The organism is Shewanella sp. 10N.286.52.E4 (assembly GCF_041468785.1).
Lineage (GTDB): Bacteria > Pseudomonadota > Gammaproteobacteria > Enterobacterales > Shewanellaceae > Shewanella > Shewanella electrodiphila.
The window spans coordinates 1-16,184 of sequence record NZ_JBFRJJ010000013.1; the positions used below are offsets into that span (position 1 = coordinate 1).

Annotated in this window: 17 protein-coding genes; 11 read left to right on the forward strand and 6 right to left on the reverse strand. The window is 40.6% G+C overall.

Annotated features, from left to right (window positions below):
* Positions 1-197 (forward strand): hypothetical protein (locus tag AB4153_RS06790; RefSeq protein WP_371996806.1); only part of this gene is annotated, 197 nt, incomplete at its 5' end.
* 66 nt (positions 198-263) lie between these two features.
* Positions 264-938: a hypothetical protein gene (locus AB4153_RS06795; protein WP_371996807.1), complete on the forward strand. Its 675-nt coding sequence runs from the start codon at positions 264-266 to the stop codon at positions 936-938.
* Positions 939-1,018: 80 nt separating this feature from the next.
* Here the strand turns inward: AB4153_RS06795 and AB4153_RS06800 are convergent, their stop codons facing one another.
* Positions 1,019-1,942: a LysR family transcriptional regulator gene (locus AB4153_RS06800; RefSeq protein WP_303517196.1), complete on the reverse strand. Its 924-nt coding sequence runs from the start codon at positions 1,940-1,942 to the stop codon at positions 1,019-1,021.
* Positions 1,943-2,242: 300 nt separating this feature from the next.
* Between AB4153_RS06800 and AB4153_RS06805 the strand changes: the two genes are divergently transcribed.
* The 5 genes from AB4153_RS06805 (at position 2,243) to AB4153_RS06825 (ending at position 9,366) form a co-directional block, all read left to right on the forward strand.
* The gene (locus tag AB4153_RS06805; protein ID WP_371996809.1) at positions 2,243-4,483 is read left to right on the forward strand and encodes a carbohydrate-binding family V/XII; all 2,241 of its coding nucleotides are present in this window, start codon (positions 2,243-2,245) and stop codon (positions 4,481-4,483) included.
* A gap of 100 nt (positions 4,484-4,583) precedes the next feature.
* Positions 4,584-5,801, forward strand: coding sequence for a dicarboxylate/amino acid:cation symporter (locus tag AB4153_RS06810; RefSeq protein WP_371996810.1), 1,218 nt, complete (start codon positions 4,584-4,586; stop codon positions 5,799-5,801).
* A 316-nt stretch (positions 5,802-6,117) separates the two neighbouring features.
* Positions 6,118-7,698, forward strand: coding sequence for a sensor domain-containing diguanylate cyclase (locus tag AB4153_RS06815; RefSeq protein ID WP_303517199.1), 1,581 nt, complete (start codon positions 6,118-6,120; stop codon positions 7,696-7,698).
* 51 nt (positions 7,699-7,749) lie between these two features.
* Positions 7,750-8,271: a prepilin-type N-terminal cleavage/methylation domain-containing protein gene (locus tag AB4153_RS06820; protein ID WP_371996812.1), complete on the forward strand. Its 522-nt coding sequence runs from the start codon at positions 7,750-7,752 to the stop codon at positions 8,269-8,271.
* A 201-nt stretch (positions 8,272-8,472) separates the two neighbouring features.
* Positions 8,473-9,366, forward strand: coding sequence for a hypothetical protein (locus AB4153_RS06825; protein ID WP_371996814.1), 894 nt, complete (start codon positions 8,473-8,475; stop codon positions 9,364-9,366).
* Positions 9,367-9,511: 145 nt separating this feature from the next.
* Here AB4153_RS06825 and AB4153_RS06830 read toward each other — a convergent pair whose 3' ends face one another.
* From AB4153_RS06830 to AB4153_RS06840, 3 genes are all read right to left on the reverse strand, one after another.
* Positions 9,512-10,702 carry a GGDEF domain-containing protein gene (locus AB4153_RS06830; RefSeq protein WP_371996816.1) on the reverse strand — a complete coding sequence of 397 codons (1,191 nt, stop codon included), beginning with the start codon at positions 10,700-10,702 and terminating at the stop codon, positions 9,512-9,514.
* Between the two features lie 365 nt (positions 10,703-11,067).
* The gene (locus AB4153_RS06835) at positions 11,068-11,715 is read right to left on the reverse strand and encodes a DUF2959 domain-containing protein (RefSeq protein WP_102526780.1); all 648 of its coding nucleotides are present in this window, start codon (positions 11,713-11,715) and stop codon (positions 11,068-11,070) included.
* Positions 11,716-11,744: 29 nt separating this feature from the next.
* The gene (locus AB4153_RS06840) at positions 11,745-11,966 is read right to left on the reverse strand and encodes a hypothetical protein (RefSeq protein WP_102526781.1); all 222 of its coding nucleotides are present in this window, start codon (positions 11,964-11,966) and stop codon (positions 11,745-11,747) included.
* 87 nt (positions 11,967-12,053) lie between these two features.
* Here AB4153_RS06840 and AB4153_RS06845 point away from each other — a divergent pair, with 87 nt between their 5' ends.
* The 4 genes from AB4153_RS06845 (at position 12,054) to AB4153_RS06860 (ending at position 14,756) form a co-directional block, all read left to right on the forward strand.
* On the forward strand, positions 12,054-13,058 hold the full coding sequence (locus AB4153_RS06845) for a virulence factor BrkB family protein (RefSeq protein ID WP_102526865.1): 1,005 nt from the start codon (positions 12,054-12,056) through the stop codon (positions 13,056-13,058).
* Between the two features lie 154 nt (positions 13,059-13,212).
* Positions 13,213-13,782, forward strand: coding sequence for a hypothetical protein (locus AB4153_RS06850; RefSeq protein ID WP_371996817.1), 570 nt, complete (start codon positions 13,213-13,215; stop codon positions 13,780-13,782).
* A gap of 44 nt (positions 13,783-13,826) precedes the next feature.
* On the forward strand, positions 13,827-14,291 hold the full coding sequence (gene dtd, locus AB4153_RS06855; RefSeq protein WP_371996818.1) for a D-aminoacyl-tRNA deacylase: 465 nt from the start codon (positions 13,827-13,829) through the stop codon (positions 14,289-14,291).
* Positions 14,292-14,303: 12 nt separating this feature from the next.
* The gene (locus tag AB4153_RS06860; RefSeq protein ID WP_371996820.1) at positions 14,304-14,756 is read left to right on the forward strand and encodes a thioesterase domain-containing protein; all 453 of its coding nucleotides are present in this window, start codon (positions 14,304-14,306) and stop codon (positions 14,754-14,756) included.
* On the opposite strand, the gene AB4153_RS06865 is transcribed toward AB4153_RS06860, so the two are convergent.
* The gene (locus AB4153_RS06865) at positions 14,746-15,108 is read right to left on the reverse strand and encodes a rhodanese-like domain-containing protein (RefSeq protein WP_102526785.1); all 363 of its coding nucleotides are present in this window, start codon (positions 15,106-15,108) and stop codon (positions 14,746-14,748) included. The two genes, AB4153_RS06860 and AB4153_RS06865, sit on opposite strands and share 11 nt — an antisense overlap.
* Before the next feature lie 299 nt (positions 15,109-15,407).
* Positions 15,408-16,163, reverse strand: a complete 756-nt coding sequence (locus AB4153_RS06870) for a hypothetical protein (protein WP_303517204.1) — start codon at positions 16,161-16,163, stop codon at positions 15,408-15,410.
* Positions 16,164-16,184 lie beyond the last annotated feature (21 nt).

Sequence of the window (16,184 nt, forward strand, 5' to 3'; positions counted from 1 at the left end):
ATGGTACGCCTAGCCGTCCAGTTGAAGTAGGCCCAAGTAACCCAATTGAAGATGTTACGCCTAGCCATCCAATTGAAGATGGTACTCCTGAAAATATGGCTAAAACGGTTGAGGCTATGTCAGCAGAGCAAAAGTCAAACCTTCGTCGCAAGGCTGCTCAAATTCGTGATGCTGTTAAAGCCCGTTTTGATCGCTAAGTTATAAGCTAATTAAACATATATTAAGGAGGCAAGCGCCTCCTTAAGTTTTTGTGGAAATAAATTATGATTAGTAAATTTCTCAAGGCACGTTTAATTGTAGGTTTATGTGTCGCGGCCAGTTCGGCTGCAAATGCAGAGTCAACTGGCGGCCTGCAGGTGTTTCAATATAATGATGAAGTCATTGCTGTAGCGAGTGGTAGTGTGCAAGTGACTGAAGAGTTGAACTTTAGTGCTGAAGTTGATTCAACGGGTTACTTAGAGGTCGGTGCTGGCTACGGCATGATGTTGGGTCAATTCTATACCGAAATTGGCGGACGTTATGGCCGTGCAGATACACTTGATATCTATGATGTGAGTTTAATGTCAGGTGTAATGTTAGGTCAGAAATGGATGCTTTTTGCTAATACGGCACATGAATGGCGTGAATCAAACCGTATTATAGGTAGTTCTATGGGACTGTTTGACCAACGTGAATGGCGTAATAGCATTGGTGTTAATTACAGTCCTGCTTCATGGGTTAATTTGGGTTATACGCTCAATCATGATCGCTTACTTTCAGGTAACCGATTTTTAGAAGTGGAAAATGACAATATAACCAGTCATGACTTTATGTTGACGTTCAAACCTAAATACGTTTCACCTTATGTGAAATACACCTATGGTGAATACCGAGTTAGACCAGGCGAACCTGTGACATCAGAAAGCCAAGTTGAATTTGGAATTAATTTTAATTTTTAAAAAAATTTATTATAAAATCAAAAATAACCGCTTTTAACCATTTGGTTGCTCTCGCCCATTACCTAAATTAATGGGCTTTTTTACGTTTGCTCTTCAAGCGTTTTTAGCACTAAATCATTTAACCATTGCGTTAATGGATTTTGACGATTTTTATAATGAAAATAAGTAGATATTTTGTAATCAAAAACATCCTCTTCGGTGTTAACCTTTATTGCCCTTAATTGAGGGTAGTGACTTATATCTAAGAAACCTGATAAAGGTGCGATCATGTCGGTTTCGCTAATAACATCTAAGATGGCAGATGGTAATTCTGAGCGAAATTTAACCCGATAGTTTAGATTGTTTTTTGCGAAGACTTCCTGTGCTATCGTTCGTTGATAATTCCAGTCTGCAGCAATAATTGTAGCGAAATCATATTGAGCCGCTTCAGATAAACTGATAGAAGTTTTTTTACAGGGATGATCTTTTCGAACGTAACATTTAAAACGTTCTGTCGAAATATACTTCTCACTCACTTCAGATGGCAATTCAGGCATTTGATAGGTGATACCTAAATGAAGTTGGTCTTGCTGAATTTGAGCTAATGAATCAGTAGACCATTTATACATTTGAACATTACATTTAGGTGCTGATGCCATAATATTTAGAAATAGTTTGCTGCCGATGCTGTTGAGCAAAAATGGCGAAAGCGCAATGTGAAACGTGTCTTCTAGTGCGGCGGGGTCAAATTCATTAACACTGTTTACCGCCAGTTCAAGGTCTTGATAAACAGGGCTAATCGATTGAAATAAGTTGACAGAAAAAGGAGTCGGTTCGAGCCCTGAAGGGATCTTAACAAACAATTCGTCGCCAAAGTGGTGTCTTAATTTTTGTAGAGATTTACTGATAGCTGGCTGACTTACAAATAATCGGCCAGCGGTAAGGCGCATATTGCGTTCTCGATACAGAATAAAAAAGACATGCAATAAATTTAAATCAAGGTTTTGAAACAAGTTTTTAGCCATAATACGCCTGATATTTTTACTTTTGTTTAATTTACTCCTTATTCTTTGACCTTACAATTGAATCTCTTTTTTAAAGATTTTTACATATGTGGCTGTTATGTCTGTATATTAACTATACAATTACTAAGCTTTCAAATATCAAATCATTTTTAGGTCTTTTTGCTTTTTAGTACTAATGCCTGTTTGTTTAGATGACTTCATATCGTTAATCTTAAAATGCATCGTTTTAATAAGTTGTCTAACTCTGAGAGTGACTTACATGGTTAGATTAGTGACTACAGCACGCAAAGGATAAGCATGATGTCTACAGTTATATCTCGTTGGTTTCATAAGATCATAGTTGGTGTTGTCTTGTATGGCTTTTCGTATGGCGCAATAGCACTGGAATGGCCGCAGGAAGTTCAGACGAAACTGGGGACATTGGTTGTCTACCAACCGCAACCAGAGTCGCTTAATGGCAATGTACTACAAAGTCGTGCAGCGATGTCATTTGAGGTTAAGGATCAAACAGATCCCGTATTTGGTGCATTTTGGTTTAGTGCCCGAATTGATACCACTGACGATGTAACAACCGTGCGTAATATTCAGGTGACTGAAGTGCGTTGGCCATCTTCAACAGAAGAAGATCAGCAAACCTTTACCGATACCGTTTCAGAGGCACTAGCCACTACAAGCTTTGAAATCTCAATGGAGCGATTGTCCGCCAGCTTAGAAACCGCGGAGCAAGAAAAACGTAGCTTAGATAATATAAAAAATGATGCACCAGAGGTTATCTTCAGTTCTACCTTGAGTGTTTTGCTGTCTTACGATGGTGAGCCACAATTTAGGGAAATCGAAAATAGCCCTTACGAACGTATTCTCAATACTCCTTTCGCTGTTGCCCGTGACACCCAGTCAAAGAAACTCTATTTAAGTAGTGGCACATATTGGTATGTGGCAGAAAATCCTATGGGGCCATGGCAAGTCACACTTTATCCACCTGAAGATTTGGTTAGTATGGTGAACACCGAGGAGGATGAACCAGCTAAAAGCACCGCCAATGCACCGCATATTATTACCTCGGATGTCCCGACAGAATTGATTTCAACTGATGGCTCGCCCAATTGGCAGAGTTTAATCGATGGCAAACTTTTATATGTCAGTAATACAGAAACGGCCTGGATCCGTGAAACAACATCAGGTGATATGTATCTGTTACTTTCGGGTCGCTGGTTTAAATCAAAAAAACAAGCTGGACCTTGGGCATTTGTGCGCGGGGATAAATTACCTGAAAGCTTCAAAGATATTCCACCAGAATCCGATATTGGTGGTTTAAGGGTTTCTGTTGCGGGCACTGATGAAGCAAATCAAGCCATGTTAGATGCGCAAATTCCGCAAACAGCAGCGATTAAACGTGACGAAGCTAAGCTTGAAGTGGAATATGATGGTGAGCCTAAATTCGAGGCGGTAACAGGCACTTCAGTTTCTTACGCCGTTAACACTTCAACCCAAGTTTTATTGATCAACAAAGTCTATTACGCCGTCGACAATGGGGTGTGGTTTACATCGGCATCAGCAAAAGGCCCTTGGATTGTTGCTGATGATATTCCGAATGAAGAAATTGCAAAAATCCCGGCAAGTTCACCTGTCTATAACACCACTTACGTACAAGTTTATGACTCAACACCGGAAGTCGTCTATGTAGGTTATACCCCAGGCTATATGTGGTCTTATCCATATTACGGCGTGCCTATTTATGGCACTGGTTGGTATTACCCGCCATATTGGGGAAGATATTATTATCCTCGTCCACCGACCTGGGGCTTACATGTAGGTTATAACCCTTGGACAGGCTGGAATGTGGGCGTGAGCTGGAGTAATGGCTTTTACCGTGCTGGTGTTGTGTGGGGAGGTGGCTACGGCTATCACCGTCCTTATCGATGCTGCGGTGGCTATTATGGTGGTGGATACCGCCGCCCTGTGGTGATTAATACCGGCAATATTAATATTGGTAACAGTATTAGTGTGGGTAATCGAACTAAGGTGTCTAATCGAATCAATTCTACAAACATTAATGGTAATAGAATTGGCAAGCAGAACAATTTGTATAACCGCCCAGCCACTCGCGATCGTTTAGCGAGCCCTGCTGTTGCCAATAAAAACTTGAAAAAAGCCACTTACAATAAGAATCGCAGCAATGATGTGTTTGCAGATAAACACGGTAATGTGGCTCGTGATAATCAAGGTAAGTGGGAGAACCGCAGTGATGGCAAGTGGAATACGGCTCCTGCTACTCGGGACTTGAGCAAGCCCGCTAATATCAATAAGCCTAGTAATATTAGTAAACCTAGCACGCTGCCATCCACTCGTCCGTCGACGTTACCTTCGTCAAGGCCGTCAAATATGCCAGCAACGATGCCTTCTTCACGTCCATCGAATATGAATAACTCGATAAACCGCAGTCGTCCAAGTGGTGGATTTGATCACCAAAGCTTAAATCGCTCTCGTCAAGCCCGTCAATCAGGCATGGCAAGAGAAGGGCGAGGGCGTGTACATCGCTAATTGAGCCAATAAGAAAATAAGCCTGCAAGTTGCAGGCTTTTTTATTATTCTGACTATTAAGTGAAATATTTAGCTGCACAACAATAAACGGACATTATTTATGTGGAACACCCTGCAAGCCTATCGGTCATCAATTATTTTATTGTCAGCTTTATTGCTTGGCGGATTACTTGGGACTGCATTGCCAGAATTTGCTATCAAGCTTAAGCCTATTGGGCAAATCTTCCTGAATTTATTGTTTATGATTATTGTGCCTTTAGTGGCCGTGAGTGTGATGTCTTCAATTGCGAAGATGACGGACTTAAAAAGGTTAGGTTCTATTTTGGCTTCGATAATGGCCGTGTCTGTGGTGATGGCAATGGTGCCTGCCATTGGGATTGTGTTATTGGCACTCGCCTATGATCCTGCTCAAGGAGTCACACTAGAACTTGCGGAAACCGTAGAAGCCGCTGGCAGTATGGACTTTGTGAGCTTATTGACCACCAATGATTTTGTTGGGTTGTTATCAAAATCGAACATTTTAGCGCTGATTATCATGTCAGTAATCAGTGGTATCGCCATCGGTCAATCAGGCGAGGATGGCCGTAAAGTATCGGCGTTACTTGATAGCTTGAATACCGTGATAATGAAAATTATTGCGATATTAATGCATGTTGCGCCAATTGGCTTAGGTGCTTACTTTGCGGCAACGATGGCCAGTCAAGACGCTGAATTAATGGGAACATTTGCAAGAGCTGTAGGGCTATTTTTAGTCGCAACAGTGGTGTATTTAACCTTAGGTTCGACGCTTTATGCATGGGTCGGTGGCGGTTTAGCAGGAGTGAAACGCTTTTGGCAAAACATGCTTGAACCAGCGGTGACAGCGTTAGGGACAAGCTCATCATTAGCAACCTTACCAGTGAATATCAGGGCTGCGGCCAAAATGGACTTAAATGAGCAAATCGCTGAGATAAGTTTACCGCTACTGGTGAACCTTAATAAAGGCGGCGCAGCGATGATAACTGCACTCAAAATCGTATTTATTTATTCGCTATTGGGTATGGTGTTCACTTCCGATGTGTTTATGCTAACCATCTTGATATCTGTACTGTCAGCGTTTGTTATTGGTGGAGTGCCTGGTGGCGCTTTTTTAGGTGAGATTTTTATTGTTACTACCTTAGGCTTGCCTTTGGAAGTGATCCCTATTTTGGTGGTATTAGGCGCGATAACTGATGCGGCTTCAACAGTCATTAATGTGGTTCACGACTTGACTGCAACACAAATTATTCAACGTATTAATGGTAAACACTATCAAGCTGCAGCAAACACTGCTGAATAAACTTTCATATTAACTCATCTATCATTCGAGCCTTGTTTTAGGCTCGAACACCCGAAAAGCACCTATATTGTTAAGCCTATTTTGAGTATCAACTCAATATTTATTGATGATCCTCTCACTTCTTTAGAGTAACTATTCAGTTTTGCGTGCTAATGGTTGAACACTCTTTGAGCGTGTGTAACAATGCTGCACCAAATGTGTAGCATTTTTTTTACAGGTTGAGCAGGCTTACATTAGTCCTAGCTTTTCTAGACTGTAAGGCAATAAAACGTCGGTATAAGGCGTATTAATACAATAACCTGAGCATGGAATCTCAATGAAACTTTCTTTTCGCCATTTGTTATTTTTGGTGATGATTTTAACGTCACTCATCCCCATTACTGCAATATCATTTTGGTCGGCAAATTCAGCTCTTGAGAACGAATATAATATGGTGCATGACAAGCATCTATTACTCGCGCAAAACATTACCAAAGCACTTAATCGTTATGCGATTGATGCACTCGCTATTTTTACCACAGTAACCAACAGCAACTCCCATCAGGGTGTTGATAGCATCATGTTTGATTTATTGAACACCGTTGATGTGGTTTCAATTGGTGTCTTTAACCCCCAAGGACAACGAGAAAGCGTCGTATATGGTGCTGAAAACTCTCAACCTTTAAGCCTAACCGATACCAATAACCCATTTGATTTATCTGAATTATCAGAAGCGCATTTTACTCCTATTCATAAAAATGGTGTGCTACAGCCAACCTTATACATGATACGTCAAACCCCAGATATGCGTATTTGGTTAGCGACGATGCATGCCACTTATATTGAGCAATTACAATCGGCGGTGATGTTCGGCGATAAAGGCCATGCGGCAATTGTTGATAAGCGAGGTAACGTGTTGGCTCATCCCAACAAAACGTGGCAAGCAGAGGCTAAAAATATCAGTAAAGTGAGCATCGTTAAGCAGATGATGGCGGGTGAAACGGGGGTAAGTCAGTTCTACTCGCCAGCGGTAAAAGCGGACATGATTGCGGGCTTTGATGTGGTGCCTACCACGGGCTGGGGAGTCATGATCCCACAACCTCTTGTTGAGCTCGATCAACGTGCTTTTGTCGTTATAAAATTTACTCTTTTAGTGGCATTGGTATCGCTGATTGTATGCAGTGTGTTTAGTTGGTGGATTGTCGGCTTAATTACTCGACCTATCGATATTTTAACGGCTAAAACTCGTGTCATCACTGATATTCGTTCGGATACGCAGAGACACCCTAGAGGTTTTCATACCGCAGAATTTGCAAAGTTATTTGATAGCTTTAGACAAATGTCATTAGAAATTAGAAATGGAAGAGAAGAGCTAGAGGTGAGAGTTGCTGATCGCACCGCTGATTTAGCCGAAGCTCAAGAAAAAGCCTTACAACTCGCCAATCATGATGCGGTGACAGGGCTAGCTAATCGGGTCGCGATTAGAGATAAAATTGCTGAGTTATTACAGCAGCAAAAACATTTCTCATTATTGTTTATCGACCTCGATGGTTTTAAAGGGGTGAATGACCAATATGGACATAGAGTGGGTGATAAATTACTAAAAACCTTAGCAGATAAAGTCAATAACCATCTATTTATTCACGATATTCTTGCTCGTTATGGTGGTGATGAATTTATCGTATTAATGCCGAATATGGATTCGATCATTGCTGCAGAGTGTGCGGCTGAAAAATTACTGCAACTATTTTCTGAACCGGTAATTATTGAAGACAGTGTGATTTGTATTAGTGCGTGTATTGGTTTGGCTTTATCAAGTGGCTTTGATAAAGACACTGATAGCTTGATCCATAGAGCGGACACTGCAATGTACCGCGCAAAACGCCAAGGCAAAAACAAAGTTACCATCGCGAGTTAATCATGCATGCGCAATATATACTAGAATTTATATAATGTCGTTAGAGGTCATATGTCAATAAAATCTGTATGTTACAGCAACCCCTTATCAAACGCTCACAAGGGTTTCACCTTAATCGAGCTTGTTGTGGTTATCATTATTTTAGCGATACTTGCAGTGATTGCTGCGCCAAAGTTTATTAGTTTAAAAGAAGATGCATACGCAGGACAAATGCAAGGGGTGTCTGGTGCGATTAGCAGCGCTAAAGATTTAGTGTATTCCGCTTGCGTAATTAGTGCTGATTGTGATGAAACGGCTGCTGCTTCAGGTATTAGTAATAGTATTGTTGTAGAGGGCCAAAACATTACGCTAGCTTATGGTTACCCGAGACATACTAACGCTGGTATTGCCCGCGCTATTAATATCGTTGATGGAGATGATTTCGAAGTTACTTCATATAGCATTTCTGGACGCAGTGGTTTACGTATTAGACCTGCTGCAGATTATTCAGTGAATGATTGCGAGATCCGCTACTCTGAGCCGCAGGCCGCAAAGGAAACCCCGGTAGTTGAAAGGGATTTAGAGGGGTGCTAGTTCTTTTTTAGGTTCAAAGTCTGACTTTATCATTCACTATGTTCAACAGCGATGATGGCTTAAGCTAATTTTTAAGACTGAATTTTAAGACTGAATTTTAAGGCTGAGTTTTATCTAAAGTTAATTAGGTCATCGCGTAAGATAAATCAGCAGTCGTTTCAAATATCACCTAGCCCGCGTATAAAAATGGATTTTTACTCAATGAAAGTTTTGATTTCAATATCGGTTTTCTCTTTTTTAATGCAGATCTGCCCACCTGTGATGGCAAATGTGTTCAATACGGTTGTGAGTGTGCAATGTAATGAGTGCGTTTCTAGTGATGATTATCGTGTTGCCGCCATATCAGCCCTGAGAGACAGAGAACAAAAAGTCGTTAATGTGGTTAATTTTAATGAGTTTGACGTTCGTAAATTTGATGTCAAAAAACTGCAAGTGGAAGTGTGTAGTGATTATAGTAAATCAGCGACCAAAGGTTTCTGCAGGATGGAAGATGGCTCGATAGTAAAGCCGCTTAAGCTAACTAATATTGCCCGTGAACAATTTATCCTTTTCGCAGAAGAACTGTATCAAATCGATTTCTTTCAACCCATTAACATATCAGTAGATTACCAAATTGCAGGCTCTGCTTGGGAGTTAATCGGCAGTGGATACTTGCCTAATAAGGTGAGTGATACTTGGCGTCAACAAAGTGAATATTCAGATCTGGTAAATCGTTATAAACACGGCATGCAGGTAAGCTATCAAACTGGGATTTTTGTGACGAATTTATCCCCGAAAATAGTGTATAGATTCTCTGATGAGTCGCAGTTTAATTCTGAAGTTGACATGATTGATATGGACGAACAGCTGCATTATAAATTTATTGCCCTGCAAGATGAGCATAATAATTTCCTCGACATTGCCGAAGATCCAATATTTACTCTCGGAGATAAGTTTCAGTTTGAATCGCAACAAAGTGAAGACTATATGGTGATGAAAAAGGTTGTGGGAGCTTATGGTTTTATGACTGAGTCAAAAGCAACACTTTCAGGCATTGCCGTGACTATTGTGGCATGTACTTCGAGCGATAACCCTTGTCAATATAGTGCTTTTTAGGTCGTTATTGACCAGCTCACATCTAGTTATTCTTTTTGCTCTTTTGGTACAAGGTTTCCCTAAGAATCAATTCAATCCGAGTAACAGGGATTTTAATAAGATTGGTATGGGGGAATTATTTAGTCAGGTTTAATGAGTGGTGATATTAAAACCTAACTTGGTTACGTCCGCGATCTTTAGCACGATACAGGGCTTTATCAGCAAGTTTCATACTTTGTTCAAAACTTTGGTCTGACTTATGTTCTGCGCAGCCAATAGAGACGGTGACATTCACGGTTTTCTTTTTTACCGGCGCTTTACCGCGACTCTTCTTTGAATTGGTTTTACGGTTTTCGTCCCGTAGAACGATGTCATAATCTTCAATGCTTTGTCTAACATCATCAAGGTGTGAATAGACTTGGTCTATGTCTTTACGTGGAAATACAATGGTAAATTCCTCACCACCATAACGGAAAGTTTTACCACCGCCTGTCACCTTAGCGAGTTTTACTGCGACCAGTTTTAACACATCATCACCAACATCATGGCCATAGGTGTCATTAAAGCTTTTAAAGTGGTCGATATCGACCATGGCAACGGTATATTTACGTCCTAATGCTAGGCTCAAGTTAAATAATGCTCGTCTAGAAGGCAGTCCAGTTAACTCATCTCGGTAAGCTAAGAAATACGAGTCAAATAGCACTGTAATTAAGAAGCTAATCGCGATGCAGCAAAATAGGATAGATAAGGGTAAATTGGTCGGGATTAAAAAATAGCAAAGCCACAATAGTAAGCAGATCCCTAAGCTGGTTTGCGCGAGATTACTGTGCCAACTGAGACGGAAAATCAGCACGATGGCTAGCGGATAAATTGGCAATAAATGCAGTGGCGAGCTTTCTACACTCAGGCCAAAACTTTGCTGAAATTGATGTAATCCCTGTGAGTATTGTCCGATAAGATAAACCCAGAGGTAAGCCAGTACCCCACATATAACAACTCCCCCCATGCGGTAAAAGCTATGCACACTTATCACTCCACGATCTTTAATAAAGCAAAACATGCAAATGACCAGAGTGCCAAATAGCGGTAAAAACTGATGGATTATAGGGGAAAGAAAGAGTCGATGACTTTGCAGGGTATAAAAGCATAGTAATAAAAAGCCGATATAAAATAGACGGCTGCGATTGAATTGCAGACAAATTAATGATGATGCAGCGAGTAACCAATACGGTGCGTAATGCAAAGTATCTTGCCAATCTATCCAGTGACTCTGAAAGTGCGCCAATAAGGCTAATGACAGAAATGTAATAAAGAATGGCAGTATAAAAAAGCGCAAGGTATGCATTAAGCTGCTCATTAAATCCACCGTAATAAAGCTATCGTTAAACGAAATTGAAAAGAAAAAGCTGCGGCTACATTAACGATGTAATTGTTTTGAACCGACAGATAAAAGCTAAACCTAAATTAAAAATCTGCTCTAACAGAGCGACCTTGGACTAACTAAACTGAAATATAAGTTAAATAAATTGGTTTCTATAGCTATTTGTCTCACTTTTGAGACTGTGACTCATTCTGGTTAGGACAGTGTCAGTAAGTCGGAATATCCCAGTTTTGTTTGTTGTGTTTTATCTTATGATTAGACAAGCAATAAAAAAGGCGTAAACAACGATGTTACGCCTTAGTATTTAGATTGCAGTAACTCTAACGAGGTTATGACCTGAGTTAGCCTTTTTCCATCGCTTCGATGAATTTGTTTGATTCAGCAATCGATTTGTTCATCTCAGTAATCAAGCTTGAAATGTCAGATTGTAAGCTATTAAATTCACCTTTAATTGCGCCAATTGCTTGGGCATTTAGGTTGTGCTTTAAGTACAGCATATTGTCTTTCATTGCAGTTAAGATTGGCGGCATTTTCGCTTCTGCACGACGCATTCCCTTAACTAATGAATTATATGAGCGCTGAGTTTCATTGAGTTTATTGGTGCTATTACGACGAAGGCTCGCTTTACTGATTTCTTGAATTTCAGTTTCCCATTCGTCAAATAAAGCTTCGGCGACATCTTCGACTTTATCAATACGGCTGCCAACTTCATCTGCAGCAGCTTGAGCTGACTCATATTCATCTTTTGCTTTGTTGTAAGCATCCTCAAGATCGCCACCATCAAACGCCAGCAAAGCCTGCATTTCTTCTAGCGCTGAACTGAATTGCTCTTGAGCTTCTTCTTGGGATTCTTTCGCTTCTTGAACGCGATCGACCATGATGTCACGCTTGTGATAGCCTACTTTTTCCATTGCACCATAATAGGCACTTTGGCAGCCACTTAATAACAAGCTGACGCTAAGGAATACTAGTGATATCCATTTCTTCATCTTCTGATCTCTTTATTGTTGTCGTTGCACTAATCTGCTTTAAATATGGCTGCGTCGATAACGCTCCAAAGATGAAAAACAGCACCAATAATCGCTGGGATAATTAACACCCAAAAAAAGTAACCTACTGCTGTAATACAGAAAAATAGAATTGCAGCTATAATGCGTCCTTGAACCAGTTGGCCTAAACCTGGAAAAAAGAAGCTGGCAATTGCGGCAATAACATTGCCTGCAGAACCTTGTTGAGACATTAAATTGCTCCCTAGGAGTGTAACTATCGTGTTATAACATTGTACGAAGTTAAACGCGTAATTGAAATTAATAAATCAGAGAATATTGTGACAAATAAGATAGATGTAGCTTATCTAAAAAATATGAATGTCAGCATTTGGCGGTTTTTAGTTCACCTGAAGCAAAGATTGCAGGAAGACCAAATCAATGTCAAAGCCGGACATTTAGCCTATGTGACTTTGCTATCGTTAGTGCCAATGGTGGCAGTGATGATGTCGATGTTATCTGCTTTTCCTGGTTTTTCAGGTATTCGCGGTCAGATCGAAAACTTCATTTACAGTAATTTTATGCCCGCATCAGGGGATACGGTACAAATTTATATTAATGAATTTGTCGATAATGCCTCAAAAGCGACCTTTGTCGGTGTCCTGGCCTTAGTTGTTGTCGCATTAATGTTGATCTCGGCGATTGATAAAGCCTTAAATAATATTTGGCGCACCACAGAAAAGCGCTCTTATGTGGTGTCATTTTCCATGTATTGGATGGTACTGACACTCGGACCCGTTTTAATGGGGGCGAGCATTGTTGCGACGTCTTATGTTGTGTCACTCAAGGTATTTGATAGCAGCGAAATATCTGCCTTAATGACTTGGATGGTGGAGCGTTTGCCGATGCTATTTTCAGTGGCTTCAATTTTACTGCTGTACATGGTGGTACCTAATAAAAAAGTGCATTTTTGGCATGCTCTTATTGGCGCAAGTGTGGCAGCAATACTCTTTGAGGCGGGTAAAAAAGGGTTTGCATTTTATGTGACTCAGTTTCCAAGTTATGAAGCGATTTATGGTGCGCTAGCAACCATTCCTATTTTATTTGTTTGGGTCTATTTGTCTTGGGTCATCGTGCTATTAGGCGCTGAAATTACCGCAGCGTTGCCAGAGTATCTCACCTCGGGTATTTTTTCAGTTAAGAAAAAAGCCCAGCTTCACGCACAGGCTAAAGCAAATACAAGTAAAGATAACGCTGAAATTGAAGACGTTGATTCTCACTCTGATGTGATTGAGCTGGCAGTGTCTAACCCAGAAAATGACGCCACAAAATCAACGGAGCGATAAGCGATACAGTAGGTGTTCATGAACAACATGAATAATTTATCTGTGCTTAAGCTAGCACTACACGGTATATTGCTATCCAAGTGGTAAATAATAATAAAATATTGGCTATGACTTCATCATGAGGTTATACCGGAAGTACTTACAAGGAACGAAAATGAAAAAATTGCTTATTGCGGCATGTGTATTAGGTTTAACAGCTTGTGCTGCAACCGACAATTCAACAACAGAAAGTGCAACCAATGCTGCCCCTACAATGATTAATATGGCAGGTATGACAGATCAGCAAGCCACTGATGAATTGTATAACGCATTATTGAAATCAAGCTATTTAGCCACCAAACTCAGCCCAACCAGCGTGGCTGTCCAGTTTGGTGATAATCAATTTGTGTTACAGCCAAGTATGAGTGAGGAAGGCGTAGATAGAATTTTAACTAATCGCTTATTTGCTGTTCATCCGCAATTACATGGCAGTAAAGAACTGCTTGTATTGATTGGATCATTAAACCAAAAACTGAACTTTGCTAAGTTTGTTATTCGCGAGAATGGCGGCGTGATCCAAGTGCAAGGTGCAGCTACATTTGTCGATTCAATTGAGTTAGAAGAATTACGTCGTTTCATGTTGTGGACCGATGAAGGCCTTAAGCAAGTGGGTAAATCACTGCCAAAAGGTTCAGAGGATTTGATTAAGCCAATTCCTGTTATTAAGCCTGACGCAGGCGCTTAATATTGTAGAATGTGTTCATAGATCCCGTAAATTAGGACATAGCATTGATTGGACTAATCCAAAGGGTGGCACATGCCAGTGTCACTATTGCCGCTGAAGGCGAAGATCCCGAACAGGCTGAGCAAGTTACAGGTAGTATTAATAAAGGTTTATTAGTGCTGCTTGGGGTCGAGAAAGATGATGACCTTGAAAAAATGCGCAAGTTAGCTAAAAAAGTTATCGGCTACCGCATTTTCAATGATGAAAATGACAAAATGAACCTTAACCTTCAACAAGTTGGCGGAGAGTTATTAGTCGTTTCTCAATTTACCTTGGCTGCCGATACCGGTCGCGGTTTACGCCCAAGTTTCTCCTGTGCTGCTACACCCGAGCAAGCAAATGAATTATACCAAGCGTTTATCGCCTTTTGCCGTGAACAAGGCGTAACAACGCAAACGGGCTCATTTGGCGCCAATATGAAAGTTGAACTACTTAATGATGGCCCAGTGACTTTTAACTTGCAGGTGTAACAGGTGTAATCAATGAAAACTGACTCAACAATGACAGCAAGATTATTGCTTGAGCTGCAACAGACATGGCACCAAACCATTCCTGTGAGTCAGTTTATGCAAGTGACCCCCGTTCATTTTGATGGTGATCAATTTTCCTGCACAGCACCGATAGCACCCAATATTAACCTACATCAAACGATGTTTGCTGGCAGTATTTATACTCTGATGACGTTAACGGGTTGGGGAATGTTGTGGCTGCAGCAACGAGTCCATGGGGTTGAAGGTAACATCGTCTTAGCCGATGCCCATATCCGCTATACCGCGCCTATTACTCAAGCGCCTCAAGTCAGTGTCACTTGGCCTGAATCAACATCACTTGATGCATTAAAAACAGGCGGCAAAGTGAAAGTGACACTAGAGATTCAGCTACATTGCGCAGATAAACTCTGTGCAACTTTCACTGGTCTTTATGTTAGTTATTAAGTGACTCACAACACAGTAAGTCTTTCATTGCACCGGCATTTACAGCGCAGCTAAACCCTTCAGCTTCAAAAATATCACAGCCCTTTTGTGCCCGAATGCCTGCACCACAATATACAACAAATTGTTGTTGCTTTGCTTTATGTGCGCGCAACCATTGAGCAAGCTCTGTTAATGGAACATTGATGGCATTAGGCAGGTGACCTAAAGCAAATTCATCAGGGTTTCTAACATCAATTAACGGCGCGCCTTGCTTAACGAGCTGCCAGCAAATATCTGTTTCTTGTTTGCCTGCTAGTTTTGTTGCAGTGCTTGATAAATTGCTATGGTCTGAAACTATAGTTGCGTCTGTCATGATGAACCCACCTGCTAATGTTAACTCTACGAATCGTTTATTGACTATCTATAAAACTTATCTCTATAAAATTCATTTCTATAAGATTTATCTCAATAAGATTATTCTAATAAAGCGTTTAAATCAAGCCTGAAATAATTGCTTCAAGCTATTGGTGTCGGTAGAACAATTAGCAAGTTGACTTAAAGGGGGCTGTTTATCGCGGGAAAGTTGAGTAGTGAGTAAGCAGCAGGCAGTAGGGTGGATCAGTTTTATCGCTACAGCATTTATTGATGCTGTAGCGATTTGTCATAAGGGCGCTAGTAATATTTTCTTAAATATTTAGTGGCGTACTTTCTCAGTTTTTTCTGTTCTGCAGTTTGTGATACCGCTTCAACAACAGGTTTATATTTTTCGTTGCCTGAGCTTGCTAGTGCGCGAGTTACCCAGGCATAAGTATCAATAGCAAGCTTACTGTCATCCATTAAGCGCATTGGTTTGAGCTGTGTCGCTAATTGCTCTAGCATAAAATCGTCAAAAAGGTATTCGTTGGCGATTCGTTTAGCTGCGATTCGCATTAACTCTAAATCGTCACCTCTTAAGGCTGCGGCATAGATATTTTGACGATGTGGCTGCTTATTATCATAGTGGGTTTTATCTTGAAGGATCACATTCCACACTTGAAATTTAGATAAATCGTCAACGGCACGTTTAGCATATTTACGGATTTTTTTATGGGCATACCCTTCAGAGAGGGTTAATAAGAAATCATGGTATTGTGGGTCGCCTGAATATCCTAAGCCCTTAATTAACCAAGCAGTATTATCAATGGCGTGCTTATCAGTTGCAGTATGCATTTGGGCGACAATTTTTGCTTGGATGGTGTTGTAGATACTTGGGTCTTCAAGCCCCACCAAGATCATTGATTCAACAGCTTGCTGTTGTTTATAGGTATCATCACCCGTAAAAATCTGTTGGTACTCTTCTGTGGTGTAGGTTTTCGCTAATGTCATAGAGCTGAATAAACAGCAGCTAATGATGAGTGTATTCAAGAGTGTATTGAGTAGCAGTTTCATTCTATATCCTTATGAATGAGT

Bases quoted from the DNA above. Each gene is read 5' to 3' on its own strand.
- AB4153_RS06795 (WP_371996807.1), top strand. From the start codon at position 264: ATGATTAGTAAATTTCTCAAGGCACGTTTAATTGTAGGTTTATGTGTC.
- AB4153_RS06800 (WP_303517196.1), bottom strand. From the start codon at position 1,942: ATGGCTAAAAACTTGTTTCAAAACCTTGATTTAAATTTATTGCATGTC.
- AB4153_RS06805 (WP_371996809.1), top strand. From the start codon at position 2,243: ATGTCTACAGTTATATCTCGTTGGTTTCATAAGATCATAGTTGGTGTT.
- AB4153_RS06810 (WP_371996810.1), top strand. From the start codon at position 4,584: ATGTGGAACACCCTGCAAGCCTATCGGTCATCAATTATTTTATTGTCA.
- AB4153_RS06815 (WP_303517199.1), top strand. From the start codon at position 6,118: ATGAAACTTTCTTTTCGCCATTTGTTATTTTTGGTGATGATTTTAACG.
- AB4153_RS06820 (WP_371996812.1), top strand. From the start codon at position 7,750: ATGTCAATAAAATCTGTATGTTACAGCAACCCCTTATCAAACGCTCAC.
- AB4153_RS06825 (WP_371996814.1), top strand. From the start codon at position 8,473: ATGAAAGTTTTGATTTCAATATCGGTTTTCTCTTTTTTAATGCAGATC.
- AB4153_RS06830 (WP_371996816.1), bottom strand. From the start codon at position 10,702: ATGAGCAGCTTAATGCATACCTTGCGCTTTTTTATACTGCCATTCTTT.
- AB4153_RS06835 (WP_102526780.1), bottom strand. From the start codon at position 11,715: ATGAAGAAATGGATATCACTAGTATTCCTTAGCGTCAGCTTGTTATTA.
- AB4153_RS06840 (WP_102526781.1), bottom strand. From the start codon at position 11,966: ATGTCTCAACAAGGTTCTGCAGGCAATGTTATTGCCGCAATTGCCAGC.
- AB4153_RS06850 (WP_371996817.1), top strand. From the start codon at position 13,213: ATGAAAAAATTGCTTATTGCGGCATGTGTATTAGGTTTAACAGCTTGT.
- AB4153_RS06860 (WP_371996820.1), top strand. From the start codon at position 14,304: ATGAAAACTGACTCAACAATGACAGCAAGATTATTGCTTGAGCTGCAA.
- AB4153_RS06865 (WP_102526785.1), bottom strand. From the start codon at position 15,108: ATGACAGACGCAACTATAGTTTCAGACCATAGCAATTTATCAAGCACT.
- AB4153_RS06870 (WP_303517204.1), bottom strand. From the start codon at position 16,163: ATGAAACTGCTACTCAATACACTCTTGAATACACTCATCATTAGCTGC.